Consider the following 25988-nt stretch of genomic DNA (forward strand, 5'->3'; position numbering starts at 1 on the left):
GTGTTATGACCGTTACCCGCAAAGCCTACCGTGCCGCCATTTTGCACAGCATCGCCGACCCGGCCGAGGTAGGCTTGGACGCTTCCCATGAGTACTTCGAGGACGGCCTGCTGGTGATCGACGATGGCCGCATCACTGCCGTCGGCCCTGCCAGCGAGCTGCTGCCAGGCCTGGCGGCCGACATCGAGGTGGTGCATTACCAGGACGCGCTGATCACCCCGGGCTTCATCGATACCCACATCCACTTCCCGCAGACCGGCATGATCGGCTCCTACGGCGAACAACTGCTGGACTGGCTGAACACCTATACCTTCCCTTGCGAAAAGCAGTTCGCCGACAAGGACCACGCCGACAAGGTGGCGAAAATCTTCCTCAAGGAACTGCTGCGCAACGGCACCACCACTGCCCTGGTGTTCGGTAGCGTGCACCCGCAGTCGGTCAATGCCCTGTTCGAAGAAGCCGAGCGCCTGGACCTGCGGATGATTGCCGGCAAGGTGATGATGGACCGCAACGCCCCAGACTACCTGACCGACACTGCCGAGTCCGGCTACACCGAGAGCAAGCAGCTGATCGAACGCTGGCACGGCAAGGGCCGCCTGCACTATGCGGTGACCCCACGCTTTGCCCCGACCAGCACGCCGGAACAACTGACACTGGCCGGTCAGTTGCTGAAGGAATACCCAGGGCTGTACATGCACACCCACCTGTCCGAGAACCTCAAGGAAATCGACTGGGTGAAAGAGCTGTTTCCCGAGCAGAACGGCTACCTGGACGTCTACGACCATTTCGAGCTGCTGAGCGAGCGCTCGGTGTTCGCCCATGGCGTGCACCTGTGCGACAGCGAATGCCAGCGCCTGGCCGAAACCGGCTCGGCCGTGGCCTTCTGCCCGACCTCCAACCTGTTCCTCGGCAGCGGCCTGTTCAACCTGCCCCAAGCCGAGCGCTTCAAGGTCAATGTGGGCCTGGGCACCGACGTTGGCGCCGGTACCAGCTTCTCACTGCTCAACACCCTGAACGAGGCGTACAAGGTGATGCAACTGCAAGGCGCGCGCCTGCACCCGTACAAATCGCTGTACCTGGCCACCCTTGGCGGCGCCCGCGCGTTGCGCCTGGACGACCGTATCGGCAGCCTGCGCCCGGGCAATGATGCCGACTTCGTGGTGCTCGACTACAAGGCCACGCCGCTGCTGGACTACCGCATTCAGCAGTCCGGCAGCATCGAAGAAACCCTGTTCGTGCTGACCACCCTGGGCGACGACCGCACTGTGCGTGAAACCTACGCCGCCGGGCGTTGCGTGCACCAGCGCTAAGGTTCTTTCGCCAGGCCCCGGTACAACGCGCCGCCGATCGCAGCCCCGATCAGCGGCGCCACCCAGAACAGCCACAGCTGCTGCAGGGCCCAGCCACCGACGAACAAGGCCGGCCCGGTGCTGCGCGCGGGGTTGACCGAGGTATTGGTCACCGGGATCGAGATCAGGTGGATCAGGGTCAGGGCCAGGCCAATGGCAATCGGCGCGAAGCCTGCCGGGGCACGGGCATCGGTGGCGCCCATGATCACCACCAGGAACATGGCGGTCATCACCACTTCACTGATGAACCCCGCACCCAGCGTGTAGCCACCGGGCGAATGGTCGGCGTATCCGTTGGACGCAAGGCCCGAGGACAGTTCGAAACCGGCCTTGCCACTGGCAATCAGGTAGATCACCCCAGCCGCCAGGATGGCACCGATCACCTGGGCGATCACGTACGGTAGCAGCTCCTTGGCCGGAAAGCGCCCACCCACCACCAGCCCGAACGACACGGCAGGGTTGAGATGACAACCGGAGATATGACCGATGGCGAACGCCATGGTCAGCACGGTAAGACCGAAAGCGAAAGCGACACCGAGCACACCGATGCCGACGGGAGAACTGGCTGCGAGTACGGCACTGCCACAACCACCCAGAACCAACCAGAAGGTGCCGACAAGCTCGGCCCCCATCCTTGTACCCAGAGACATGGTCATCGACCTTTCCTCAAGAAGTGGAACGCAATGGATGCGCAAGCCCAACTGCTTGATGAAGGTTTGCTCACAAGAATTTAGCAGACGTTTGGCTAATGGCCAGTAACGACGAAGGGCTGCAAAAGCAGCCCTTCGGTCACATCAGGCAAACGATCAACCCTTGGCCGACACCTTGGGCTTTTTCAGCAGATGCGAGAACACGGCGTGCAGATCGTCCGAGGCGCTTTCCTCGTCCAGGTTCAGCTTGCTGTCGATATGGTCCATGTGATGCATCATCAGGCTTACGGCCTGCCCTGCATCACGCGCCTCGATGGCATCGATCAATTGCATGTGCTCGTCATACGAGCAGTGCGAGCGGGTGCCCGTTTCATACTGGGCAATGATCAGCGAAGTCTGCGACACCAGGCTGCGCTGGAAGCTGACCAGCGGGGCGTTGCCCGCGGCCTCGGCCAGCTTGAGGTGGAATTCGCCGGAAAGACGGATACCGGCGCCCCGGTCACCACGGGAGAAGCTGTCGCGCTCCTCGCGCACCATCTGGCGCAGTTCGTTGAGTTGCTCCAGCGTGGCGTGCTGAACGGCAAGTTCGGTGATGGCACGTTCGACCATACGCCGCGAGAAGAACACCTGGCGGGCCTCTTCCACCGTCGGGCTGGCCACCACCGCACCGCGATTGGGCCGCAGCAGCACCACGCTTTCGTGAGCCAGGCGCGACAGGGCGCGACGGATGATGGTGCGGCTGACGCCGAAGATCTCGCCCAGCGCTTCCTCGCTCAACTTGGTGCCCGGCGCCAATCGCTGCTCGAGGATCGCCTCGAAAATATGCGCGTAGACGATGTCGTCCTGGGTACCACTGCGGCCGGCCTTGCCAGCGCGCACAGGTTTTTTCAGAGGTTGCAGCTGTTCGTTCATGGGCTCTCGAGGCACGAAGAGAAAGTATGGCGCCATTGTACACAGGCTGAGGCGATTCCGCAGGGGGCGTTTTACCTATATAGCCGATGTACACCCCATTACGCACACAAAAGATAAAACATTATTTGCATTCTTTGTACACAAAAGGATAATCCACCGAGCAACTTCTTGACTCGTGAGTCAACAAAACGCGTCAGACGTCTGCCTTCCCTCGTGGAGCCTCCCAGTGCACTGCTCAGGACCTTGGCTCCAACAACAACAAGAAAGACTTGAGGAGTACTCGCTGTGGAAAGCCGCAAATCCGAAGCCCCTACGCTGGATCTCGCGCCACCGCTCGAAACGAGTTGGCTGGAGCGGATTTTCAAACTCAAGCAACACGGCAGCACCGTCAAAACCGAACTGATCGCCGGGGTGACCACCTTCATCACCATGGCCTACATAATCTTCGTCAACCCCAACATCATGGCCGACGCCGGCATCGACCATGGTGCCGCTTTCGTCGCCACCTGCATCGCCGCCGCGCTGGGCTGCCTGCTGATGGGCCTATACGCCAACTGGCCGGTGGGCTTGGCGCCGGGCATGGGGCTGAACGCCTTCTTTACCTACACCGTGGTCGGCACCATGGGCTACAACTGGGAAACCGCGCTGGGTGCAGTGTTCGTTTCCGGCGTGCTGTTCATGTTCCTGACCTTGTCGAAAGTGCGCGAGTGGTTGCTCAACAGCATCCCGGTGAGCCTGCGCCATGCCATGGGGGCCGGCGTCGGATTGTTTCTCGGGCTGATCGGCCTGAAAACCGCTGGCATTATCGTCGACAGCCCGGCCACCCTGATCAAGCTGGGCTCGCTGCATGAGCCCGGGCCGCTGCTGGCCGCCGTATGTTTCCTGCTGATCGCCATCCTCAGCTACAAGCGGGTGTTCGGCGCCATCCTGATCAGCATCATCGGCGTCACCTTGGCCGGCTGGGGCCTGGGCCTGGTCAAGTTCGGCGGGGTGATGTCGATGCCACCGAGCCTGGCCCCGACCTGGATGGCAATGGACGTGGCGGGCGTGTTCAACGTCAGCATGATCAGCGTGGTCCTGGCGTTCCTGTTCGTGCACATGTTCGACACCGCCGGCACGCTGATGGGCGTGGCGCAGCGGGCCAACCTGGTGGCGCCGGACGGGCGCATCGAAAACCTGTCGCGGGCGCTGAAGGCCGACAGTGCTTCGAGCGTGTTTGGTGCGGTGGTGGGTGTGCCACCGGTGACCAGCTATGTAGAAAGTGCTGCGGGTGTTGCCGCCGGTGGCCGTACCGGCCTGACTGCGGTGGTGGTCGGCCTGCTGTTCGTCGCGGCGATGTTCTTCGCCCCGCTGGCCGGGATGATTCCGGCCTATGCGACTGCGGGCGCACTGATCTACGTAGCGATGTTGATGATGGGCAGCATGGCACACATCCACTGGGATGAAGCCACCGACAGCATTCCGGCGATCGTCACGGTGATCATGATGCCGCTGACCTTCTCGGTAGCAGACGGTATCGCCCTGGGTTTCATCAGCTATGTGGCGCTGAAGGCAGGTACCGGCAAGTACAAGGAAATCTCCGCCAGCTTGTGGGTGCTGTGTGCGATCTTCATCGCCAAGTTCGTATTCCTCTGAACCTCACTGCACTAACAAAGGGCGCTTCGGCGCCCTTTCTTTATGGCTGTAGCCTGTGCCGGCCCCTTCGCGGGGCAAGCCCGCTCCTACAGGATCTACGCCGCCCTTGTAGGAGCGGGCTTGCCCCGCGAAGGGGCCGGCACAGGCGATAGATAAACAGCAGACGAAAAAAAGCCCGCCAGTGTGAGAGCGGGCCAAAGGACCTACGAAGATTCTTCTAGCGACCAACTAGCTTCCGCGATAGGTCGAATAGCTGTACGGCGAGATCAGCAGCGGCACGTGGTAGTGCTCCTGCTTTTCATCGATGCCGAAACGCAGCACGACAACATCCAAGAACGCCGTATCCGGCAGCTGCACGCCGCGGGCACGGTAGTAGGCGCCAGCGCTGAACTGCAGCTGGTAAACGCCGGTACGGTAATCGTCACCTTGCAGCAGCGGGGCGTCGACGCGGCCATCGCTGTTGGTCAGGGCAGTGTTCACCAGCTCCAGCTGCTGGCCTTCGACGCGGTACAGCTCGACCTTGATCGAGCTGCCTGGGCAGCCATGCGCGGCATCCAGTACGTGTGTGGTCAAACGTCCCATTTGCTTGTCGCCTCTTGTTCAATCTATGGGCAAAAAATACACAGCCAATGCCCCAACATAGGGCCTGCGATGTGCGGGAATGACGCCATTAAGACATTTCATCGCCAGATTGTACACAATTTTTTAATCCCTTCCGTCGCAGTTCCGACAAACCGGCCACCAGTCGCAAATACAGATGCCCTGCAGCGCCTCACATCGTTAACTGACCAATCAGGCAGGTTTCTTGCAACGCTCTTCTATAGAGCATTCAGGCGACAAAAGGGAAGAAATGCGGAAAAACAGGCTTACAAAAGATTTCAGAAGTTGTATACAATCAGCCCATCCGGTGGTGCGACATCCCGACGCGGCCCGCCCACCCCGCACTAACACACAAGAAGGAAGACTGCAGTGAGCGCTGACTACCCTCGCGACCTGATCGGTTACGGCAACAACCCTCCTCACCCGCAATGGCCGGGCAACGCTCGCATCGCGCTGTCTTTCGTCCTCAACTACGAGGAAGGTGGCGAACGCAACATCCTGCACGGTGACAAAGAGTCCGAAGCCTTCCTCTCCGAGATGGTCGCTGCCCAGCCGCTGCAGGGCCAGCGCAACATGAGCATGGAGTCGCTGTACGAGTACGGCAGCCGCGCCGGCGTGTGGCGCCTGCTCAAGCTGTTCAAGGACAGCGGTGTGCCGCTGACCATCTTTGCCGTGGCCATGGCCGCCCAGCGCCACCCCGACGTGATCCGCGCCATGGCCGAAGCCGGCCACGAGATCTGCAGCCACGGCTACCGCTGGATCGACTACCAGAACATGGACGAGGCCCAGGAACGCGAGCACATGCTCGAAGCCATCCGCATCCTCACCGAACTCACCGGCGAACGCCCGGTGGGCTGGTACACCGGCCGCACCGGCCCGAACACCCGCCGCCTGGTAATGGAGGAAGGTGGCTTCCTCTATGACAGCGACACCTACGACGACGACCTGCCCTACTGGGAGCCGAACAACCCGACCGGCAAGCCGCACCTGGTGATTCCGTACACCCTCGACACCAACGACATGCGCTTCACCCAAGTGCAGGGCTTCAACTGCGGCGAGCAGTTCTTCCAGTACCTGAAAGACGCGTTCGACGTGCTGTACGCCGAAGGCGCCGAAGCGCCGAAGATGCTGTCCATCGGCCTGCACTGCCGCCTGGTCGGCCGCCCGGCGCGCCTGGCTGCGCTCAAGCGCTTCGTCGACTATGCCAAGAGCCACGACCAGGTCTGGTTCGCCCGTCGCGCGGACATCGCCCGCCACTGGCACGCCACCCACCCGTACAAGAAAGAGAACGCCTGATGACCGCCTTCAACACCCTCAAACCATCCACCCTGGACCGAGATGCCTTCGTCAAGGCGTTCGCCGACATCTACGAGCACTCGCCGTGGGTCGCCGAAAAAGCCTACGACCTGGGCCAGCTGGGTGAACTGGATGAGATCGAGGCGCTGCACCAGCGCATGAGCGACATCCTGCTCAGCGCCAACCACGCGGACCAGCTGGCGCTGATCAACGCTCACCCGGACCTCGCCGGCAAGGCCGCCGTCCAGGGCGAACTGACCGAGTCGAGCACCAACGAGCAGGCCGGCGCCGGTATCCACCAGTGCACCGCCGAGGAGTTCGCCCGTTTCACCGAACTGAACGACGCCTACAAGGCCAAGTTCCAGTTCCCGTTCATCATGGCGGTGAAAGGTAGCAACCGGCACCAGATCCTCGCCTCCTTCGAAAAACGCATCCACAACGATGCCGATGCCGAATTCAAGGAAGCCCTGGCGCAAATCAACCTGATCGCCCTGTTCCGCCTGCTGCAGCTGTAAGCACCCGCCGAACCCTATTCAGAAAAACGAACAATAGAAGAGATAACCGCATGCGCACCCTGATGATCGAGCCCCTGACCAAAGAAGCCTTCGCTCAATTCGGAGACGTGATCGAAACCGATGGCAGCGACCACTTCATGATCAACAATGGCTCGACCATGCGCTTTCACAAGCTCGCCACGGTCGAGACCGCCGAGCCTGAAGACAACGCGATCATCAGCATCTTCCGCGCCGACGCGCAGGACATGCCGCTGACCGTGCGCATGCTGGAGCGCCATCCGCTGGGCAGCCAGGCTTTCATTCCGCTGCTCGGCAACCCCTTTCTGATCGTGGTCGCGCCGGTTGGCGATGCACCTGTATCAGGCTTGGTCCGTGCCTTCCGTAGTAACGGCAGGCAGGGCGTTAATTACCATCGCGGCGTTTGGCACCACCCGGTGCTGACGATCGAAAAGCGGGATGATTTCCTGGTGGTTGATCGCAGTGGTTCTGGCAACAACTGCGATGAGCATTACTTCACCGAGGAACAGATGCTGATCCTCAATCCCCACCAATAAGAAAAGGTCGGTCATCGTTCACGGTGATCGGCAGAGGTACATACTGTGGAAGCACACCTTCACGAATGGCTGAACCTGAGCATTCGCTGGGTTCACATGATCACCGGTGTCGCCTGGATCGGTGCATCGTTCTACTTCGTCTGGCTGGAGAACCACCTGAACCGAAGCAACCCGCGCGATGGGTTGTCGGGTGATCTCTGGGCGATTCACGGCGGTGGTATCTACCACCTGGAGAAATACAAGCTCGCCCCCCCGAAAATGCCTGAGAACCTGCACTGGTTCAAATGGGAAGCCTACTTCACCTGGATGTCCGGCATCGCCCTGCTGTGCGTGGTGTTCTACTGGAACCCGAGCCTGTATCTGCTGGCACCTGGCAGCACCCTGAGCGGTGCCGAAGGCGTGGCCATCGGTATCGGTTCGCTGGTCGCCGGCTGGTTCATCTACGACTTCCTGTGCGACTCGCCGCTGGGCAAGCACCCTGCCCTGCTCGGCGCCGTACTGTTCGTCCTGATCATTGCCGCCTGCTTCGGCTTCAGCCTGGTGTTCAGCGGCCGCGGTGCTTACCTGCACACCGGCGCAATCATCGGCACCATCATGGTCGGTAACGTGTTCCGCATCATCATGCCGGCCCAGCGCCAGCTGGTGGCGGCGATCGAGAACAACCAGACCCCAGACCCGGTACTGCCGGCCAAGGGCCTGCTGCGCTCGCGTCACAACAACTACTTCACCCTGCCGGTGCTGTTCATCATGATCAGCAACCACTTCCCGAGCACCTACGGTAGCCAGTACAACTGGCTGATCCTGGCCGGTATTGCAGTAGCCGCGGTTCTGATCCGCCACTACTTCAACACCCGCCACGACAGCAACAAGTACGCCTGGACCCTGCCGGTCGGCGCCCTGGCGATGATCTGCCTGGCCTATGTGACCGGTCCCAAGCCGATGGCCGTAAGCCCTGAGCAGGCCGCGGCGAAGGTCGAGTACCAGCCACTGCCAGCCACCGCCGTCGGGGGCAAGACCGCCGCCGAGCTGCGCGCCGAGGAAGCCGCCAAGGCCGCCGAAGCCCCAGCCGCGCCAGCCGAGGCTCCGGCCCAGGCGACCGCACAAGCGGCGGGTGGCGACTTCGACAAGATCCACAAAGTCATCCAGGAACGCTGCAGCGTGTGCCACTCGTCGAAACCGACCAGCCCACTGTTCAGCGCAGCCCCTGCCGGTGTGATGTTCGATACCCCACAGCAGATCCAGGCCCAGGCCGCGCGCATCCAAGCGCAAGCGGTTGCCAGCCAGATCATGCCGCTGGGCAATATCACCCAGATGACCGCCGAGGAGCGCAAACTCGTCGGTGACTGGATCGCCAAAGGCGCCCAGGTCAACTGATCCACCCTCTCCTGCCAGGGCGTCCGCGCGCCCTGGCAGGGGGGCGGCCTTGCGCCGCGAAGAGGCCGGTAACCCGGCCTCGCCCTTTAAGATTCATGCAACAAGCAAGCATCGAGCGTTCGACTGCGTGCGGGAACCCCAGGCTGCCTCCAGCAAGCCTGCCGTATGCGACTGGCGCTTGGATCCGAGAATAAAAACAAAACTCGAGGTGCTGCATGTCCGAGTCACGCAAGGCGTACATACCAGTTGCGCCGCCGCGACAGCCTCTGCCCCTGTTCCAACTGTTCCTGGTTGGCCTGCAACATGTGCTGCTGATGTACGGGGGTGCGATCGCCGTCCCTCTGATCATCGGCCAGGCCGCTGGTTTGTCACGTGAAGAAGTCGCTTTCCTGATCAACGCCGACCTGCTGGTCGCCGGTGTCGCCACCATCATCCAGTCGTTCGGTATCGGCCCGGTCGGTATCCGCATGCCGGTGATGATGGGTGCCAGCTTCGCTGCCGTCGGCAGCATGGTGGCCATGGCCGGCATGCCGGGCGTAGGCCTGCAGGGGATCTTCGGCGCCACCATCGCTGCCGGGTTCTTCGGCATGCTGATGGCGCCGTTCATGTCCAAGGTCGTACGCTTCTTCCCGCCACTGGTCACCGGTACGGTGATCACCTCCATTGGCCTGTCGCTGTTCCCGGTGGCAGTCAACTGGGCCGGTGGCGGCGATGATGCCGCAACCTTCGGTTCGCCGATCTACCTGCTGGTGGCGGGCCTGGTGCTGGCCGTCATCCTGTTGATCAACCGCTTCATGCGCGGCTTCTGGGTCAACGTTTCGGTGCTGGTGGGAATGGGCCTGGGCTACCTCCTGGCCGGCTCCATCGGCATGGTCGACCTGTCTGGCCTGAGCGCCACCCCGTGGCTGCAAGTGGTAACCCCACTGCACTTCGGCATGCCGACCTTCAGCCTGGCGCCGATCCTGTCGATGTGCCTGGTGGTGGTGATCATCTTCGTCGAGTCCACGGGCATGTTCCTTGCGCTGGGCAAAGTGACTGATCGTGAAGTAACCCCCGGGATGCTGCGTCGCGGCCTGCTGTGCGATGCCGGTGCGTCGTTCATCGCCGGTTTCTTCAACACCTTCACCCACTCCTCGTTCGCCCAGAACATCGGCCTGGTGCAAATGACTGGCGTGCGTTGCCGTTACGTCACGGTCACGGCGGGTGCATTGCTGATCGCACTGAGCCTACTGCCGAAGGCGGCCTACCTGATCGCTTCGATTCCGCCTGCGGTACTGGGCGGCGCGTCCATCGCCATGTTCGGCATGGTCACCGCCACCGGGATCAAGATTCTCCAGGAAGCCGACATCGGCGACCGCCGCAACCAGCTGCTGGTGGCGGTGAGCGTCGGCTTTGGCCTGATCCCTGTGGTCAAGCCGGAGTTCTTCGCGCAGATGCCGCAGTGGATGGAACCCATCACCCACAGCGGGATCGCCATGGCCACGGTCAGTGCCCTGGTACTCAATGTGCTGTTCAACATCCTCGGCGGTGCCGAGCGCGCCGTGCATAACGACGTCTGCCACGAGCATTGAGCCCAGCCGGGGCGGCGCAGTTTGCCGCCCCTGCTCATTTTCCGCAGTAACCGCTTCACCGTCGACCCGCCGGAATGGGCCGCTCGGGGCGCCTGCGCGCCGAAAAAACCGCCAACAAAAACAATAAGTCCGGGAATCACAACATGAAGCGCATCGCATCAAGCCTGCTGCTGGGCAGCAGCCTGCTGGCCACCCTCCCCGCCCATGCAGGCGATTGGCTGCTGTGGCACGGCGAAAGCCTGACGTACCTGTACGGCAAGGACTTCAAGATCAACCCCGATATCCAGCAGACCATCACCTTCGAGCATGCCAACAAATGGAAGTACGGCGACACGTTCTTCTTCGTTGACAAGATCTTCTACAACGGCAAGGCCGACCCTGGCAAAGGTGAGGACACCTACTACGGCGAATTCAGCCCACGCCTGTCGTTCGGCAAGATCTTCGACCAGAAACTCGCCTTCGGCCCGATCAAGGACGTGCTGCTGGCGATGACCTACGAACGTGGCGAAGGCGAAAACGAGGCCTACCTGATCGGCCCCGGCTTCGACCTGGACATTCCCGGCTTCAACTACTTCACTTTGAATTTCTACGTGCGCAACACCGAGGGTGACCGCCCGGGTGACAACGTCTGGCAGATCACCCCCGGCTGGTCCTACACCATCCCCGTCGGCCGGTCCGACATTCTGATCGACGGTTACATGGACTGGGTTACCGACAACGACCAGAACCGCCGTGGCACCTACCACGCCAACCTGCACTTCAACCCACAGGTCAAGTACGACCTGGGCAAGGCCCTGAACCTCGGTGCCAAGCAGCTCTACGTCGGCTTCGAGTACAGCTACTGGAAAGACAAGTACGGCATCGACAGCCGCGGCAACCTGGACAGCAATCAGAGTGTCGCCAGCGCGCTGATCAAGCTACATTTCTGAAAACCTGATCAATCGCACAGGTTTGAATCACCGTGCTCCAGGACAGAGCACTTGAGGCGTGGCGCGCAAGCCAGTAATCTGCGCGCCCCCTCGATCAGGGCAGGATGGATTCTGCCTGCGTTTACTGACCGCTCAGTCAATGAATACGGGCGGTTGGCCAACGTGTTGCCAGCCTGAAAGACCCTTTTCATCCGTTCAGAACGAAGTCGAGCAGGAACGTTTCGCCAACCCAGGAAAGTTGGCCTGACCCTTGCCAAACAGCTGTGGCCTACCGAAAAAAGCTGACTCAAAAGACAAAAAAGGCGCCAACAACGAGCGCTGACAACAGATCAATCAAGGGAGCGACACTCGCAATGCGTACCATCAATAGCCTGATTCTCGCGGGCGGCCTGCTGGCCTGCGGCACCACCTTCGCCGGCGACCTGCTGCAGTGGCAGAACAACAGCCTGACCTACCTGTGGGGCAAGAACTTCAAGGTCAACCCCGATACCCAGCAGACCTTTACCTTCGAGCATGCCGATGGCTGGAAGTACGGCGACAACTTCTTCTTCGTCGACAAGATCTTCTATCAGGGCAAGAAGGACGCCAGCAACGGCCCTAACACCTACTATGGCGAGTTCAGCCCGCGGCTGTCGTTCGGCAAGATCTTCGACCAGAAGCTCGAGTTCGGCCCGATCAAGGACGTGCTGCTGGCCGCGACCTACGAGTTTGGCGAGGGTGACGTCGAGTCGTACCTGATCGGCCCGGGCTTCGACCTGAGCATTCCAGGCTTCGACTACTTCCAGCTGAACTTCTACAACCGCATGCCTGAAGGCAGCCGCGCGGGTAACAACGTCTGGCAGATCACCCCAGTGTGGTCCTACACCATTCCGGTCGGTGACTCCGACGTGCTGATCGACGGCTTCATGGACTGGGTCGTCGACAACGACGAGAACCGTCACGGCACCTACCACGCCAACCTGCACTTCAACCCGCAGATCAAGTACGACCTGGGCAAGGCCCTGCACCTGGGCGAAAAGCAGCTGTATGTGGGTGTCGAGTACGACTACTGGAAAGACAAGTACGGGATCAAGGACAGCGATGGCTTCACCACCGACCAGAACACCATGAGCTTGCTGGTGAAAGTGCACTTCTGATCGGCTGAAACGTGACAGCGCCGTGGGCTGACGGCGCTGTTACGGTCATGGTTTGTAAGTTTAAACTTACAGCCGCTTCAGATTTAACTTACTTGCAATAAAAGCTGCCTTATAAGTCAAAAGTATGCCCACCGGCAGCAGCATGCCAAACATCAGCAACATCAACTCCACTTCATGGTGCGGGATGACCCGAAAGATATCCAGCACCAGCACGCCGGCATTGAACGCCAATGCCAGGCCGAACATCGCACAGCACTTGTAAAGGGCCAGAGCGTCCGCGCTACGCAGCAGGAAGCCAAAACCCACAGCGCCCCAAGCCAATGCCGTGAGCAGGTAGAGCGCCAGGTGGTAGGCGTCGTAAGTCAGTACACCGAACATGTGCAGCCCTCCTCTCGAACAAGTCTGAAATGGCCAGTTACGACTATAAAGCCACTCTAATCCTACGCCCTGCAAACTTTTGACATTTTTTTTGCAGTTTTTCGACTAAACTCGATGCCCTCGCATAATCCAAGAAAGAAAACAGGCCAACTCGATGCGTACTCCTATCGCCGCGCCATGGCGCTATCTGCTGTTGCTTTGCTCAACCTGGTTCGGCATCTTCCTGCTGACACGCCTTATATTGCTGGTCACTCATCTGGATGAGGTCAGCGGCAATTACTTCTCGATCTTTTTCGACGGGGCCCTCTACGACCTGAGCTTCCTCATCTACACGGCCCTGCCACTGGGTGTGTACCTGATGTTGTGCCCGGCCAGGCTGTGGCGCTCGCGTGCCAACCGCTGGCTGCTCGGCGGTTTGCTGGTGGTCAGCCTGTTCGTGATGCTGTTCGTCGCCGTGGCCGAATGGCTGTTCTGGGACGAATTCGGCGTACGCTTCAACTTCATCGCTGTCGACTACCTGGTCTATTCCAAGGAAGTGCTGGACAACATCCGCGAGTCCTACCCGCTGCCGGCGCTGCTCAGCGGCATCGCGGTGGCCGCGATCCTGCTTGCGTGGGTGCTGCGCAAGCCACTGAGCCAGGCCCTCAGCGGCCCCGCCGCCCCCCTGCGCCAACGCCTGTCGGGGCTGGCCGTGCTGGCCGTGCTGGTCGGCCTGAACATCGTGGTGATCGACCAGCAATTCCCGCGCGGCCAAGGCGGCAATGCCTACCAGCGCGAACTGGCCAGCAACGGCCCGTACCAGTTCTTCGCCGCCTTCCGTAACAATGAACTGGACTACACGCAGTTCTACGCCAGCCTCGGCGCCGGTGAAGTCGGCGCGCAGATGCACCAGGAGCTGGCCGAACCCAATGCACAGTTCCAGGGCCAGGAACCTCAGGACATCCGCCGCCACATCAGTGCCAGCGGTGAGCAGCGCACGCCAAACATCATCCTGGTCACCATCGAAAGCTTCAGCGCCAAGTACATGGGCAGCAACGGCGATGCGCGCAACCTCACACCGAACCTCGACGCCCTACGCCGTGAGAGCCTCTACTTCAACAACTTCTATGCCACCGGCACCCGCACCGACCGCGGCCTGGAAGCGATCACCCTGTCGATCCCGCCCACCCCGGGCCGCTCGATCGTCAAGCGCATCGGCCGTGAAAGCGGCTACGCCAGCCTTGGCCAGCAACTGACCGCCAAAGGCTACGACGCCGTCTTCGTCTACGGCGGGCGCGGCTACTTCGACAACATGAACGCCTTCTTCAGCGGCAACGGCTACCGCATCGTCGACCAAAGCAGCGTCGATGAAAGCGAAATCAGCTTCAAGAACGCCTGGGGCATGGCTGACGAAGACCTGTACCGGCAGACCCTGAAGCTGGCTGATGCCGATTACGCCCAGCAGAAGCCGTTCTTCCTGCAATTGATGACCACCTCGAACCACCGCCCCTACACCTACCCGGAGGGCCGCATCGACATCCCGTCAGGCGATGGTCGCGAAGGCGCGGTGAAGTACACCGACCATGCCATCGCCCAGTTCCTCAAGGAAGCCAAGGGCAAGCCGTGGTTCGACAATACGCTGTTCGTCTTTGTCGCCGACCACACAGCCGGTAGCGCCGGGGTCGAAGACCTGCCGGTGAACAACTACCAGATCCCGCTGTGGATCTACGCCCCAAAAATGATCGAGCCCCGCGAAGACGCCAAGCTGGCCAGCCAGATCGACCTGGCGCCTACCCTGCTGGGCCTGCTGAACGTCGACTACACCTCGACCTTCTTCGGCCGCGACCTGCTTAAGGAAGACGATCTGCCACCCCGTGTGCTGATCGGCAACTACCAGCACCTGGGTCTGTTCGACGGTAACAACCTGGCAATACTCAGCCCGCGTGGCAGCATGCGTGTGCATGAGGACGCCCTGGGCAAAAGCCACGAAACCACGGTCGCCAGCGACAACCCGCTGATCCGCCGGGCGATCGCCTACTACCAGAGCGCTGCCTACGGCTTCAGCCAGGGCCTGCTCGCCTGGAAGCCAGAGCAGCAAGGCGTCGCAACCGGCAAGTAAGCCCTCATGTGGCGGGCCGCAGCGCCCGCCACAGTTTCCCCGCAACCGCCACCACTGCCAGCACCACAGCCCCTGCCAGCACACCGGCCACGCCATTGAGCAGAGCGCTGGTCAGCGCCCCTCCTCGCCCTTCGCTAAACACCTCGACCGCGTGATGCAGGGGTGCCACGCCGTGTACCAGGATGCCGCCACCGACCAGGAACATCGCGGCAGTGCCGATCACCGACAGGCTCTTCATCATGTAGGGCGCTGCGCGCAAGATGCCGTTGCCGACCGCACGGACCAGGCTTGAAGACTTCTGGGTCATCCACAGGCCCAGGTCGTCAAGCTTGACGATACCGCCCACCAGCCCGTACACACCGATGGTCATGACCACCGCAATGCCCGACAGGACGATGATCTGCTGGGTCAGCGGCGAGTCGGCAACGATGCCCAAGGTGATAGCGATAATTTCGGCGGAGAGGATGAAGTCGGTACGCACCGCACCCTTGACCTTGGCTTTCTCGAACGCCACCAGGTCGATATTGGCATCGGCCACGGCCTCCATGCGCGCTTCGTGTTGCGCCTTGTCCTCTTCCTTGCTGTGCAGGAACTTGTGCGCCAGCTTCTCGAAGCCCTCGAAGCACAAGTAGGCACCGCCAAGCATCAGCAGCGGCGTCACCGCCCAGGGGATGAATGCGCTGATCAACAGCGCCGCCGGCACCAGGATCGCCTTGTTCACCAGCGAGCCTTTGGCCACCGCCCACACCACCGGGATTTCGCGCTCAGCGCGCACGCCAGTGACCTGCTGGGCATTGAGCGCCAGGTCGTCGCCCAACACGCCTGCGGTCTTTTTCGCCGCGACCTTGGTCATCAGCGAAACATCGTCGAGCACCGTGGCGATGTCGTCGATCAATACCAATAGACTGCTTCCTGCCATGGTTGCTTGTACCCAAATTAGTCAATGTGCCGGATTCTAGCCCAAAGCCGCTGCCTTGAGCGTCCGTCGGGCGCGGTGCTACCATGCCCGATCCCTCTTAGAGGTGGCCATTATCGAGGAAGATCCCTGACCATGAGCACTATTCGCGAGCGCAACAAGGAGCTGATCCTGCGCGCAGCCAGTGAAGAGTTTGCCGACAAGGGCTTCGCCGCCACCAAGACCAGCGACATCGCTGCCAAGGCCGGCCTGCCCAAGCCGAACGTGTATTACTACTTCAAATCCAAGGACAACCTCTACCGGGAGGTCCTGGAGAGCATCATCGCGCCGATCATGCAGGCATCGACGCCGTTCAATGCCGACGGTGATCCGAAAGAAGTGTTAAGTGCGTATATCCGCTCGAAGATCCGCATTTCGCGTGACCTGCCGCATGCCTCGAAGGTGTTCGCCAGCGAAATCATGCATGGCGCCCCGCACCTGTCGCCGCCCCAGGTCGAGCAGTTGAACGAGCAGGCCCGGCACAACATCGAGTGCATCCAGCGCTGGATCGACCGCGGGCAGATCGCCCATGTCGATGCCCACCACCTGATGTTCAGCATCTGGGCCGCAACCCAGACCTACGCCGATTTCGATTGGCAGATTTCGGCAGTGACCGGCAAGGCCAAGCTGGCCGACAGCGATTACGATGCCGCGGCCGACACCATCATTCGCATGGTGCTCAAGGGCTGTGAGCCCGAAGAAGCCTGACGGCCCAGAGGGGCTGCTTCGCAGCCCTTTCGCGACACAAGGCCGCTCCTGCAGGAAGTACTCGATCCCCGGTAGGAGCGGCCTTGTGTCGCGAAAGGGCCGCAAAGCGGCCCCCTACAATCTCAAGCCTTACGCCGCTACACCCGCATCAGCCTTCAACCCCACTTCTTCAATAGCGCTGATCGCGCACTGCTCATCGATATCCGACGTATCGCCGCTGATCCCTACCGCTCCCAGCACCTTGCCGTCCTGATCACGAATCAGCACGCCACCCGGCGCCGGCACCACTGGCCGCTCGCCCAAACCGTTCAACGCCGCGAAAAACGCCGGCCGCTGCTGAGCATCCAGCGCCAGCAGGCGCGAGCCCTTGCCCAGGGCAATCGCACCCCAAGCCTTGCCGGTGGCCACTTCCGGGCGAATCAGGCTGGCGCCGTCTTCGCGCTGCAAGGCCAGCACATGCCCGCCGGCATCGAGCACGGCCACGGTCAGTGGCGCTGCATTGATTTTGCGGCCCGCCGCCAGCGCGGCATTCACCAGGCTGACAGCGACTTTCAGGTTCAAAGCGTTCATGGAAAGGTCCTCTTCTTGTTGTGAGAAGCCCTGAGGGCAGGTGAAAAATCGATAAGCCAATAGAACACAACTGAATCTTTTTTTGTATACAATAAATTGAAACGATCGTATGCGAGACCGCAAACCACCGTTTTCATAGGCGCTCGAACGAAAGCAGGCTTGTCCGACGAAAACCCGTTGACCTGAGCGGCCAGCCATGAATACACTCTGGCACAAAGAAGGTTGTATACAATTACAAAATCAATGAGGCACAAACCATGAGCAAAATGAGAGCAATCGATGCAGCCGTTCTGGTCATGCGCCGTGAAGGTGTAGATACCGCGTTCGGCATCCCGGGGGCTGCCATCAACCCGCTGTACTCGGCCCTGAAGAAAGTCGGTGGCATCGATCACGTCCTCGCTCGTCACGTCGAAGGCGCCTCGCACATGGCCGAGGGCTACACCCGCGCCAACCCAGGCAACATCGGCGTGTGCATCGGTACTTCCGGCCCAGCCGGTACCGACATGGTCACCGGCCTGTACAGCGCCTCGGCCGACTCCATCCCGATCCTCTGCATCACCGGTCAGGCCCCACGTGCCCGTCTGCACAAAGAAGACTTCCAGGCTGTCGACATCACCAGCATCGTCAAGCCAGTCACCAAGTGGGCCACCACCGTTCTGGAACCAGGCCAAGTGCCTTACGCCTTCCAGAAGGCCTTCTATGAAATGCGCACCGGCCGCCCTGGCCCTGTACTGATCGACCTGCCGTTCGACGTGCAGATGGCCGAAATCGAATTCGACATCGACGCCTACGAGCCACTGGCAATCAACAAGCCGTCCGCTACCCGCGTACAGGCAGAAAAAGCCCTGGCCCTGCTCAATGACGCCGAGCGCCCACTGCTGGTAGCCGGTGGCGGCATCATCAACGCCGACGCCAGCGACAAGCTGGTCGAATTCGCCGAGCTGACCGGCGTGCCGGTGATCCCGACCCTGATGGGCTGGGGCACCATCCCGGACGACCACGCACAAATGGTCGGCATGGTCGGCCTGCAGACCTCGCACCGCTACGGCAACGCCACCCTGCTGAAATCCGACCTGGTGTTCGGTATCGGTAACCGCTGGGCCAACCGCCACACCGGTTCTGTCGACGTCTACACCGAAGGCCGCAAGTTCGTGCACGTAGACATCGAACCGACCCAGATTGGCCGTGTGTTCACCCCGGACCTGGGTATCGTTTCCGATGCTGGCAAGGCACTGGATGTGTTCCTCGAAGTGGCCCGCGAGTGGAAAGCCGCTGGCAAGCTGAAGTGCCGCAAGGCCTGGCTGGAAGACTGCCAGCAGCGCAAGGCGAGCCTGCAGCGCAAGACCCACTTCGACAACGTGCCGGTCAAGCCGCAGCGCGTCTACGAAGAGATGAACCAGGTATTCGGCAAGGACACCTGCTACGTCAGCACCATCGGCCTGTCGCAGATCGCTGGCGCGCAGTTCCTGCACGTATACAAGCCACGCCACTGGATCAACTGCGGCCAGGCCGGCCCGCTGGGCTGGACCATCCCTGCCGCGCTGGGCGTGGTCAAAGCCGATCCGAAGCGCAAGGTCGTCGCGCTGTCGGGTGACTACGACTTCCAGTTCATGATCGAAGAACTGGCCGTAGGCGCACAGTTCAACCTGCCGTACGTCCACGTGCTGGTGAACAACGCCTACCTGGGCCTGATCCGTCAGGCACAGCGTGGCTTCGACATGGATTACTGTGTACAACTGGCATTCGAGAACATCAACTCGACCGACGCCGCCACCTACGGTGTCGACCACGTCGCCGTGGTCGAAGGCCTGGGCTGCAAGGCCATCCGTGTGTTCGAGCCGGCCGAAATCGCCCCTGCTCTGCTCAAGGCGCAAAAAATGGCCGAAGAGTTCCGCGTGCCGGTCGTGGTCGAAGTGATCCTCGAGCGTGTGACCAACATTTCCATGGGCACCGAGATCAACGCGGTCAACGAGTTCGAAGACCTGGCCCTGGCCGGCAACGACGCGCCAACCGCCATCTCGATGCTGGACTGATCGCCTGACGCCCCCGGTGCACGCGCGCTGGGGGCCTTCATCGCAAGGAGACAACTCATGCCTCGCTTCGCTGCCAACCTGTCCATGCTGTTCACCGAACAGGACTTCCTGGCCCGCTTCAAGGCTGCCGCCGACGCTGGTTTCAGCGGCGTCGAATACCTCTTCCCGTACGACTTCAGCGCGGCCGAAATCAAGCAGCAGCTGGACGCCAACGGCCTGACCCAGGTGCTGTTCAACCTGCCAGCGGGCGACTGGTCGAAGGGTGAGCGCGGTATCACCTGCCACCCTGACCGCGTAGAAGAATTCCGCGCCGGGGTCGACAAGGCCATCGAATACGCCAAGGTCCTGGGCAACACCCAGGTCAACGCCCTGGCCGGCATCCGCCCACAAGGCCTGCAGTGCGCCGACGTGCGCAAGACCTTCGTGGAAAACCTGCGCTACGCCGCTGACAAGCTGAAAGCCGCCGGGATCCGCCTGGTCATGGAAATGATCAACACCCGCGACATCCCAGGCTTCTACCTGAACACCACGAAACAGGCCCTGGAAATCCAGGCCGAAGTCGGCAGCGACAACCTGTTCCTGCAGTACGACATCTACCACATGCAGATCATGGAAGGTGACCTGGCTCGCACCATGGAAGCCAACCTGAACCTGATCAACCACATCCAGCTGGCCGACAACCCAGGCCGCAACGAACCAGGCACCGGCGAGATCAACTACCGCTTCCTGTTCGAGCACCTGGACCGTATCGGCTACCAGGGCTGGGTGGGCGCGGAATACAAGCCGCTGACCACCACCGAAGCGGGCCTGGGCTGGCTGAAGACGCACAACGCAATCTGAAAAAGCCGGGCGCTCAGCGCCTGATGTGAACAAATACAAAGAGGCACATTGTCATGGCTAAAATCGGTTTCATCGGCACCGGCATCATGGGCAAGCCCATGGCTCAGAACCTGCAGAAAGCAGGTCACAGCATCTTCGTTTCCACCCACCACGACGCCGCCCCGGCCGACCTGATCGCCGCTGGCGCCGTGGCCCTGGCCAACCCGAAAGAAGTGGCCCAGGAAGCTGAATTCATCATCGTCATGGTCCCGGACACCCCGCAGGTCGAAGCCGTCCTGTTCGGTGAGAACGGCATCGGCGAAGGCGTCGGCCCGAACAAGGTCGTGATCGACATGAGCTCGATCTCCCCTACCGCCACCAAGGCTTTCGCCGAGAAGATCAAGGCCACTGGCGCCGCCTACCTGGACGCCCCGGTGTCCGGCGGTGAAGTCGGTGCCAAGGCTGCGACCCTGAGCATCATGGTCGGTGGCTGCCCGAAAGCCTTCGAGCGCGCCCTGCCGCTGTTCGAAGCCATGGGCAAGAACATCACCCGCGTGGGTGGCAACGGTGACGGCCAGACCGCCAAGGTCGCCAACCAGATCATCGTCGCCCTGAACATCCAGGCCGTTGCCGAAGCCCTGCTGTTCGCTGCCAAGAACGGCGCCGATCCGGCCAAGGTACGTGAAGCCCTGATGGGCGGCTTCGCTTCGTCGAAGATCCTCGAAGTGCACGCCGAGCGCATGATCAAAGGCACCTTCGACCCAGGCTTCCGCATCAACCTGCACCAGAAGGACCTCAACCTGGCCCTGCAAGGCGCCAAGGAACTGGGCATCAACCTGCCCAACACCTCCAACGCCCAGCAAGTGTTCAACACCTGCCAGGCCCTGGGTGGCGGCAACTGGGACCACTCGGCGCTGATCAAAGGCCTGGAGCACATGGCCAACTTCTCGATCCGCGACGACAAGTAATTTGTAAGCCTCATCGGCCTCTTCGCGGGACAAGCCCGCTCCTACAGGGATCCCACATCCCCTGAGGACTGCGCTGTTCCTGTAGGAGCGGGCTTACCCCGCGAAAAAGCCAACACCGATGAACCTGCGACCACAGGTCCATAGGTGACACCGAGCAACACCCGCCCCTGGTTCGGCCTGCACGGAGGCAGTTCCAGGGGCGTTTTTGATTCTGCAGAACAACAATAAATGGGAGCCTGCCATGTCGGTCGATCCGCAAAAACTTCTCCGCGACCTGTTCGACACAGCCATCGCCGCCGCCCACCCGCGCCAAGTCCTCGAACCCTACCTGCCCGCCGACCGTAGCGGCCGGGTCATCGTCATCGGCGCCGGCAAGGCCGCAGCCGCCATGGCCGAAGTGGTCGAAAAATGCTGGCAGGGCGAAGTCTCCGGGCTGGTCGTGACCCGTTACGGTCACGGTGCCAACTGCCAGAAGATCGAGGTGGTCGAAGCCGCCCACCCGGTCCCCGACGCCGCCGGCCTGGCCGTGGCCAAGCGCGTGCTGGAGCTGGTCAGCAACCTCAACGAAGACGACCGCGTCATCTTCCTGCTGTCCGGTGGTGGTTCCGCCCTGCTGGCACTGCCAGCCGAAGGCCTGACCCTGGCGGACAAGCAACAGATCAACAAGGCGCTGCTCAAATCCGGCGCCACCATCGGCGAGATGAACTGCGTGCGCAAGCACCTCTCGGCGATCAAGGGCGGCCGCCTGGCCAAGGCCTGCTGGCCGGCCACCGTCTACACCTATGCGATTTCCGACGTGCCAGGGGACCTTGCCACCGTCATCGCTTCCGGCCCGACCGTGGCCGACCCGAGCACCTCGGCCGATGCCCTGGCGATCCTCAAGCGCTACAACATCGAAGCGCCGAAAGCCGTCATCGACTGGCTCAACAACCCCGCTTCGGAAACCGTCAAGGCCGATGACCCGGCCCTGGCCCGCAGCCACTTCCAGCTGATCGCCAAGCCCCAGCAGTCGCTCGAAGCCGCCGCGGTGAAAGCCCGCCAGGCTGGTTTCAGCCCGCTGATCCTCGGCGACCTGGAGGGCGAGTCGCGTGAAGTGGCCAAGGTGCACGCGGGCATCGCCCGGCAGATCGTGCTGCACGGCCAACCGCTGAAGGCGCCCTGCGTGATTCTCTCCGGCGGTGAAACCACGGTCACCGTGCGCGGCAATGGCCGTGGCGGACGCAACGCCGAATTCCTGCTCAGCCTCACCGAAAGCCTCAAGGGCCTGCCGGGCGTGTATGCCCTGGCCGGCGACACCGACGGCATCGATGGCTCGGAAGAGAACGCCGGCGCCTTCATGACCCCAAGCAGCTACGCCCGCGCCGAAGCCCTGGGCCTGTCGGCCAGCGATGAGCTGGACAACAACAATGGCTATGGCTACTTCGCCGCGCTCGATGCGCTGATCGTCACCGAGCCGACCCGCACGAACGTCAACGACTTCCGCGCCATCCTGATCCTCGAGACTGCCCAATCATGACGCCTGATAAAAAAGTAAAGATCCTTGCCACCCTCGGCCCTGCGATCAAAGGCATCGACGACATCCGCCAGCTGGTCGAAGCCGGGGTGAACATCTTCCGCCTCAACTTCAGCCACGGCGAACACGCCGACCACGCCCTGCGCTACCAGTGGATCCGCGAAGTCGAGCAGCAGCTCAACTACCCACTGGGCATCCTCATGGACCTGCAAGGGCCGAAGCTGCGCGTCGGCCGCTTCGCTGAAGGCAAGGTCCAGTTGCAACGCGGCCAGGCCCTGCGCCTGGACCTGGACAAGACCCCGGGCGACAGCCGTCGGGTCAACCTGCCGCACCCGGAAATCATCGCCGCACTGGAGCCAGGCATGGACCTGCTGCTCGACGACGGCAAGCTGCGCCTGCGGGTCACCGCCAAGCACAGTGACGCCATCGACACCGAAGTGCTGAACGGCGGCGAGCTGTCCGACCGCAAGGGCGTCAACGTGCCGCAAGCGGTGCTCGACCTTTCCCCGCTGACCGAGAAAGACCGCCGCGACCTGGCCTTCGGCCTGGAACTGGGCGTGGACTGGGTTGCCCTGTCGTTCGTGCAGCGCCCGGAAGACATCGTCGAGGCGCGCCAGCTGATCGGTGACCGTGCCTACCTGATGGCCAAGATCGAGAAGCCTTCGGCGGTCGAACAACTGCAAGCCATCGCAGAACTGGCGGATGCAATCATGGTGGCCCGCGGCGACCTGGGCGTGGAAGTGCCGGCCGAAAGCGTGCCGCAGATCCAGAAGCGCATCATCGGCACCTGCCGCCACCTGGGCAAACCGGTGGTGGTGGCCACCCAGATGCTCGAATCCATGCGCTTCTCGCCAGCCCCGACCCGAGCCGAAGTCACCGACGTAGCCAATGCCGTGGCCGAAGGCGCCGATGCGGTGATGCTGTCGGCTGAAACCGCGTCCGGTGATTACCCGCTGGAAGCCGTGCAGATGATGAGCAAGATCATCCGCCAGGTGGAGAACGGTCCGGACTACCAGGCCCAGCTCGACGTCGGCCGGCCGAAGGCCGAGGCCACCGTCTCGGACGCCATCAGCTGCGCGATCCGCCGTATCAGCGGCATCCTGCCGGTGGCGGTGCTGGTCAACTACAGCGAGTCGGGCGCTTCGACCCTGCGTGCTGCGCGCGAGCGGCCACGGGCGCCGATCCTCAACCTGACGCCGAACCTGGCCACGGCACGCCGCCTGAGCGTGGCCTGGGGGGTGCACTCGGTGGTAAACGACCGCCTGCGCCAGGTCGACGAGGTGGTTTCCACCGCGCTGGAAATTGCCCAGGCGCAAGGCATGGCCAGCCGTGGCGACACGCTGCTGATCACCGCTGGTGTGCCTTTCGGCAAACCGGGTTCGACTAATACCTTGCGGATCGAGACCCTGGTCTGAGATCGCCGGGGGCGCTTTGCGCCCCATCGCGGGGCAAGCCCGCTCCTACAGGCATCGCATTCCATGTCCTGGCGCGATTCCTGTAGGAGCGGGCTTGCCCCGCGAATGGAGGGCAAAGCCCTCCCCCTACACCAAAACTGCGGAAAACCGAGGCCCAAAGAGGCCCACCGCTCCCCCATCAACCTTGCTGACTGCCCATGTACACCAAGAATTTCGTCAACCCGTGCCCCGACTGGGCCACGGCGCTGCTCAACGGCTTCAGCCAGGTGCTGCTGCTGCGCAACCCCCTGTGCGGCCTGTGCTGCCTGCTGGCCATCCTGCTGACCGCCCCCAATCTGGTCGGCGGCGCACTGCTCGGTGCCCTCGCCGGCCTGCTCACAGCCCAGCGCCGCGGCTACGACCGCGCCGACCGCCAGGCAGGGCTGTACTGCTACAACGGCGTGCTGATCGGCATTCTGATCAGCGCCGTACTGCCCTGGTCGGTCATCCTGCCGCCGCTGATCATCGCGGCCGGCGGCCTGTCGAGCATCATCACCCACCAATGGCGCAAGCGTGGCGGCAAGCTGCTGGTCGCCTATACCGCACCGTTCGTGCTGCTCGGCTGGGTTGCCCTGTTGTTCGCAAGCCCGGCGGCCAGCGGCTTTGTCGAGGCAGAACCCGCTTACGCCCTGGCACGTGGCGTGGGGCAGATCTTCCTCCTCGACCAGCCGCTGGCCGGGTTACTGATCATCATCGGGATGTTCATTGCCAACCCCTATGCGGCCATGTGGGCCGTGCTCGGTTCAGCCATTGGCGGTGGCGTGGCGCTGCTCGCTGACCAGGCGCAGGCCGCATGGTTGGGTTTGTTCGGCTTCAATGCCGCACTGGCAGCGCTGGCGTTCAGCCGCCAGGGTGAAAAGCCTTGGGTGACGTTGTTGGCCATTGCCCTAGCCCTGCTGCTGCAACCGGTGTTCAAGCTACTGCCGGTCGCGGGTCTTACCGCCCCCTTCGTCACCGCCTGCTGGCTGATGCACCTGGGCAGCCACCTGGCCCAGCACCGGCAGCTTGCACAGCTGAAACGCAGCCCCTAGGCTCTGCCCATCGCACCTGTGGAATGAGCCAATGAACAACCTTGCGAGCCTGCGCGAGCGGCTCTACGTCATCGTCTTCCAGACCGACACCGTGGCTGGAAGACGCTTCGACAAGATCCTCCTGCTGATTATCCTGGCCAGCCTGGTCACGGTGATCCTTGACAGCATCGACGATGTGCACAAAGGCTACGCTGGCCTGCTGGCCGCCATCGAGTGGGGCTTTACCGCGATCTTCCTGGCCGAGTACCTCACCCGCCTGTACTGCTCGCCCAAGCCCTTGCGCTATGCCTTCAGCTTCTACGGCCTGGTCGACCTGCTGGCGATCGTGCCGGGGATCATCGCCCTGTACTACAGCGACGCCCAGTACCTGCTGATCATCCGGGTGATCCGGATGCTGCGGATCTTCCGCGTGCTCAAGCTCAGCCCCTACCTCAAGCAAGCGCACTACCTGCTCGAAGCGCTGCGCGGCAGCAAGCAGAAGATCATCGTGTTCCTGGTCACCGTTTCAACCCTGGTAACCGTGTTCGGCACGTTGATGTACGTGATCGAAGGGCCGGAGCATGGCTTTACCAGTATTCCCAAAGGCATCTACTGGGCCATCGTTACCCTGACGACGGTGGGCTTTGGCGACATCGTGCCGAAGACGCCGCTGGGCCAGGTGCTGTCGTCGCTGGTAATGATTACCGGCTATTCGATCATTGCCGTACCCACCGGGATCTTTACCGCCGAGCTGGCCAATGCCATGCGCGGGGAACAGTTGCAGCATGCCTGCCCGACCTGCAGCAAGAAAACCCACGAACATGGCGCCGCATTTTGCTCGCGCTGCGGTAACGTGCTGTTTCCAAAAACCGAATAAGTAAAGAGCCATTCGGTCTTTAATCGCTCAAGAACCAAACGTTATAGTTAATGGCAAATTGCCAAACATTTGAACACCATAACA

The 25988-nt window shown here is 61.9% G+C and carries 24 protein-coding genes; 18 read left to right on the plus strand and 6 right to left on the minus strand.

What is annotated here, in order from left to right; all coding sequences use genetic code 11:
- Positions 1 to 5: 5 nt before the first annotated feature.
- Positions 6 to 1310, plus strand: a complete 1305-nt coding sequence (gene guaD / locus APH28_RS06985) for a guanine deaminase (protein ID WP_060508233.1) — start codon at positions 6 to 8, stop codon at positions 1308 to 1310.
- Here guaD and aqpZ read toward each other — a convergent pair.
- Both aqpZ and APH28_RS06995 read right to left on the minus strand, forming a co-directional pair.
- Positions 1307 to 2005: an aquaporin Z gene (aqpZ, locus tag APH28_RS06990; protein WP_054884127.1), complete on the minus strand. Its 699-nt coding sequence runs from the start codon at positions 2003 to 2005 to the stop codon at positions 1307 to 1309. The genes guaD and aqpZ overlap by 4 nt on opposite strands.
- A gap of 150 nt (positions 2006 to 2155) precedes the next feature.
- A complete protein-coding gene (locus APH28_RS06995; protein WP_060508234.1) occupies positions 2156 to 2911 on the minus strand; it encodes a GntR family transcriptional regulator in 756 nt (251 codons plus the stop codon).
- Between the two features lie 285 nt (positions 2912 to 3196).
- Between APH28_RS06995 and APH28_RS07000 the strand changes: the two genes are divergently transcribed.
- Complete coding sequence (locus APH28_RS07000) at positions 3197 to 4546, plus strand: NCS2 family permease (RefSeq protein ID WP_009683929.1); 1350 nt, start codon at positions 3197 to 3199, stop codon at positions 4544 to 4546.
- Between the two features lie 228 nt (positions 4547 to 4774).
- Here APH28_RS07000 and uraH read toward each other — a convergent pair whose 3' ends face one another.
- Positions 4775 to 5128: a hydroxyisourate hydrolase gene (gene uraH / locus APH28_RS07005; RefSeq protein ID WP_054884130.1), complete on the minus strand. Its 354-nt coding sequence runs from the start codon at positions 5126 to 5128 to the stop codon at positions 4775 to 4777.
- Between the two features lie 387 nt (positions 5129 to 5515).
- On the opposite strand from uraH, the gene puuE reads away from it, so the two are divergent.
- The 7 genes from puuE (at position 5516) to APH28_RS07040 (ending at position 12521) form a co-directional block, all read left to right on the plus strand.
- Positions 5516 to 6442: an allantoinase PuuE gene (puuE, locus tag APH28_RS07010; RefSeq protein ID WP_060508235.1), complete on the plus strand. Its 927-nt coding sequence runs from the start codon at positions 5516 to 5518 to the stop codon at positions 6440 to 6442.
- The gene (gene uraD, locus APH28_RS07015) at positions 6442 to 6957 is read left to right on the plus strand and encodes a 2-oxo-4-hydroxy-4-carboxy-5-ureidoimidazoline decarboxylase (protein ID WP_060508236.1); all 516 of its coding nucleotides are present in this window, start codon (positions 6442 to 6444) and stop codon (positions 6955 to 6957) included. The genes puuE and uraD overlap by 1 nt, the downstream gene beginning before the upstream one ends.
- 50 nt (positions 6958 to 7007) lie before the next feature.
- Positions 7008 to 7511, plus strand: coding sequence for an ureidoglycolate lyase (locus APH28_RS07020; protein ID WP_060508237.1), 504 nt, complete (start codon positions 7008 to 7010; stop codon positions 7509 to 7511).
- A gap of 45 nt (positions 7512 to 7556) precedes the next feature.
- On the plus strand, positions 7557 to 8885 hold the full coding sequence (locus APH28_RS07025; RefSeq protein ID WP_027921247.1) for a urate hydroxylase PuuD: 1329 nt from the start codon (positions 7557 to 7559) through the stop codon (positions 8883 to 8885).
- Between the two features lie 215 nt (positions 8886 to 9100).
- A complete protein-coding gene (locus tag APH28_RS07030; RefSeq protein WP_060508238.1) occupies positions 9101 to 10456 on the plus strand; it encodes a nucleobase:cation symporter-2 family protein in 1356 nt (451 codons plus the stop codon).
- Positions 10457 to 10599: 143 nt separating this feature from the next.
- The gene (locus tag APH28_RS07035) at positions 10600 to 11385 is read left to right on the plus strand and encodes an outer membrane protein OmpK (RefSeq protein ID WP_060508367.1); all 786 of its coding nucleotides are present in this window, start codon (positions 10600 to 10602) and stop codon (positions 11383 to 11385) included.
- Between the two features lie 353 nt (positions 11386 to 11738).
- Complete coding sequence (locus APH28_RS07040) at positions 11739 to 12521, plus strand: outer membrane protein OmpK (RefSeq protein ID WP_060508239.1); 783 nt, start codon at positions 11739 to 11741, stop codon at positions 12519 to 12521.
- Between the two features lie 66 nt (positions 12522 to 12587).
- Here the strand turns inward: APH28_RS07040 and APH28_RS07045 are convergent, their stop codons facing one another.
- Positions 12588 to 12899, minus strand: coding sequence for a hypothetical protein (locus APH28_RS07045; RefSeq protein WP_060508240.1), 312 nt, complete (start codon positions 12897 to 12899; stop codon positions 12588 to 12590).
- A gap of 154 nt (positions 12900 to 13053) precedes the next feature.
- Here APH28_RS07045 and APH28_RS07050 point away from each other — a divergent pair, with 154 nt between their 5' ends.
- Complete coding sequence (locus tag APH28_RS07050; RefSeq protein WP_060508241.1) at positions 13054 to 14997, plus strand: LTA synthase family protein; 1944 nt, start codon at positions 13054 to 13056, stop codon at positions 14995 to 14997.
- Positions 14998 to 15001: 4 nt separating this feature from the next.
- Here the strand turns inward: APH28_RS07050 and APH28_RS07055 are convergent, their stop codons facing one another.
- The gene (locus APH28_RS07055; RefSeq protein WP_060508242.1) at positions 15002 to 15916 is read right to left on the minus strand and encodes a DUF808 domain-containing protein; all 915 of its coding nucleotides are present in this window, start codon (positions 15914 to 15916) and stop codon (positions 15002 to 15004) included.
- Between the two features lie 132 nt (positions 15917 to 16048).
- On the opposite strand from APH28_RS07055, the gene APH28_RS07060 reads away from it, so the two are divergent.
- On the plus strand, positions 16049 to 16660 hold the full coding sequence (locus tag APH28_RS07060) for a TetR/AcrR family transcriptional regulator (RefSeq protein ID WP_060508243.1): 612 nt from the start codon (positions 16049 to 16051) through the stop codon (positions 16658 to 16660).
- Between the two features lie 129 nt (positions 16661 to 16789).
- On the opposite strand, the gene APH28_RS07065 is transcribed toward APH28_RS07060, so the two are convergent.
- Positions 16790 to 17230, minus strand: coding sequence for a heme-binding protein (locus APH28_RS07065; protein ID WP_060508244.1), 441 nt, complete (start codon positions 17228 to 17230; stop codon positions 16790 to 16792).
- A 257-nt stretch (positions 17231 to 17487) separates the two neighbouring features.
- Between APH28_RS07065 and gcl the strand changes: the two genes are divergently transcribed.
- From gcl to APH28_RS07100, 7 genes are all read left to right on the plus strand, one after another.
- Positions 17488 to 19263, plus strand: a complete 1776-nt coding sequence (gcl, locus tag APH28_RS07070) for a glyoxylate carboligase (RefSeq protein ID WP_060508245.1) — start codon at positions 17488 to 17490, stop codon at positions 19261 to 19263.
- 57 nt (positions 19264 to 19320) lie between these two features.
- On the plus strand, positions 19321 to 20103 hold the full coding sequence (hyi, locus tag APH28_RS07075) for a hydroxypyruvate isomerase (RefSeq protein ID WP_060508246.1): 783 nt from the start codon (positions 19321 to 19323) through the stop codon (positions 20101 to 20103).
- 53 nt (positions 20104 to 20156) lie between these two features.
- A complete protein-coding gene (locus tag APH28_RS07080; protein WP_060508247.1) occupies positions 20157 to 21050 on the plus strand; it encodes a 2-hydroxy-3-oxopropionate reductase in 894 nt (297 codons plus the stop codon).
- Between the two features lie 241 nt (positions 21051 to 21291).
- Positions 21292 to 22566: a glycerate kinase gene (locus APH28_RS07085; RefSeq protein WP_060508248.1), complete on the plus strand. Its 1275-nt coding sequence runs from the start codon at positions 21292 to 21294 to the stop codon at positions 22564 to 22566.
- On the plus strand, positions 22563 to 23978 hold the full coding sequence (gene pyk / locus APH28_RS07090) for a pyruvate kinase (protein WP_060508249.1): 1416 nt from the start codon (positions 22563 to 22565) through the stop codon (positions 23976 to 23978). Before APH28_RS07085 ends, pyk begins: the two co-directional genes overlap by 4 nt.
- Positions 23979 to 24175: 197 nt before the next feature.
- Positions 24176 to 25048, plus strand: coding sequence for an urea transporter (locus APH28_RS07095; RefSeq protein ID WP_060508250.1), 873 nt, complete (start codon positions 24176 to 24178; stop codon positions 25046 to 25048).
- Between the two features lie 31 nt (positions 25049 to 25079).
- On the plus strand, positions 25080 to 25904 hold the full coding sequence (locus tag APH28_RS07100) for an ion transporter (protein WP_060508251.1): 825 nt from the start codon (positions 25080 to 25082) through the stop codon (positions 25902 to 25904).
- Positions 25905 to 25988: the final 84 nt, after the last annotated feature.

This window comes from Pseudomonas sp. NBRC 111124 (genome assembly GCF_001320245.1).
Classification (GTDB): Bacteria; Pseudomonadota; Gammaproteobacteria; order Pseudomonadales; family Pseudomonadaceae; genus Aquipseudomonas.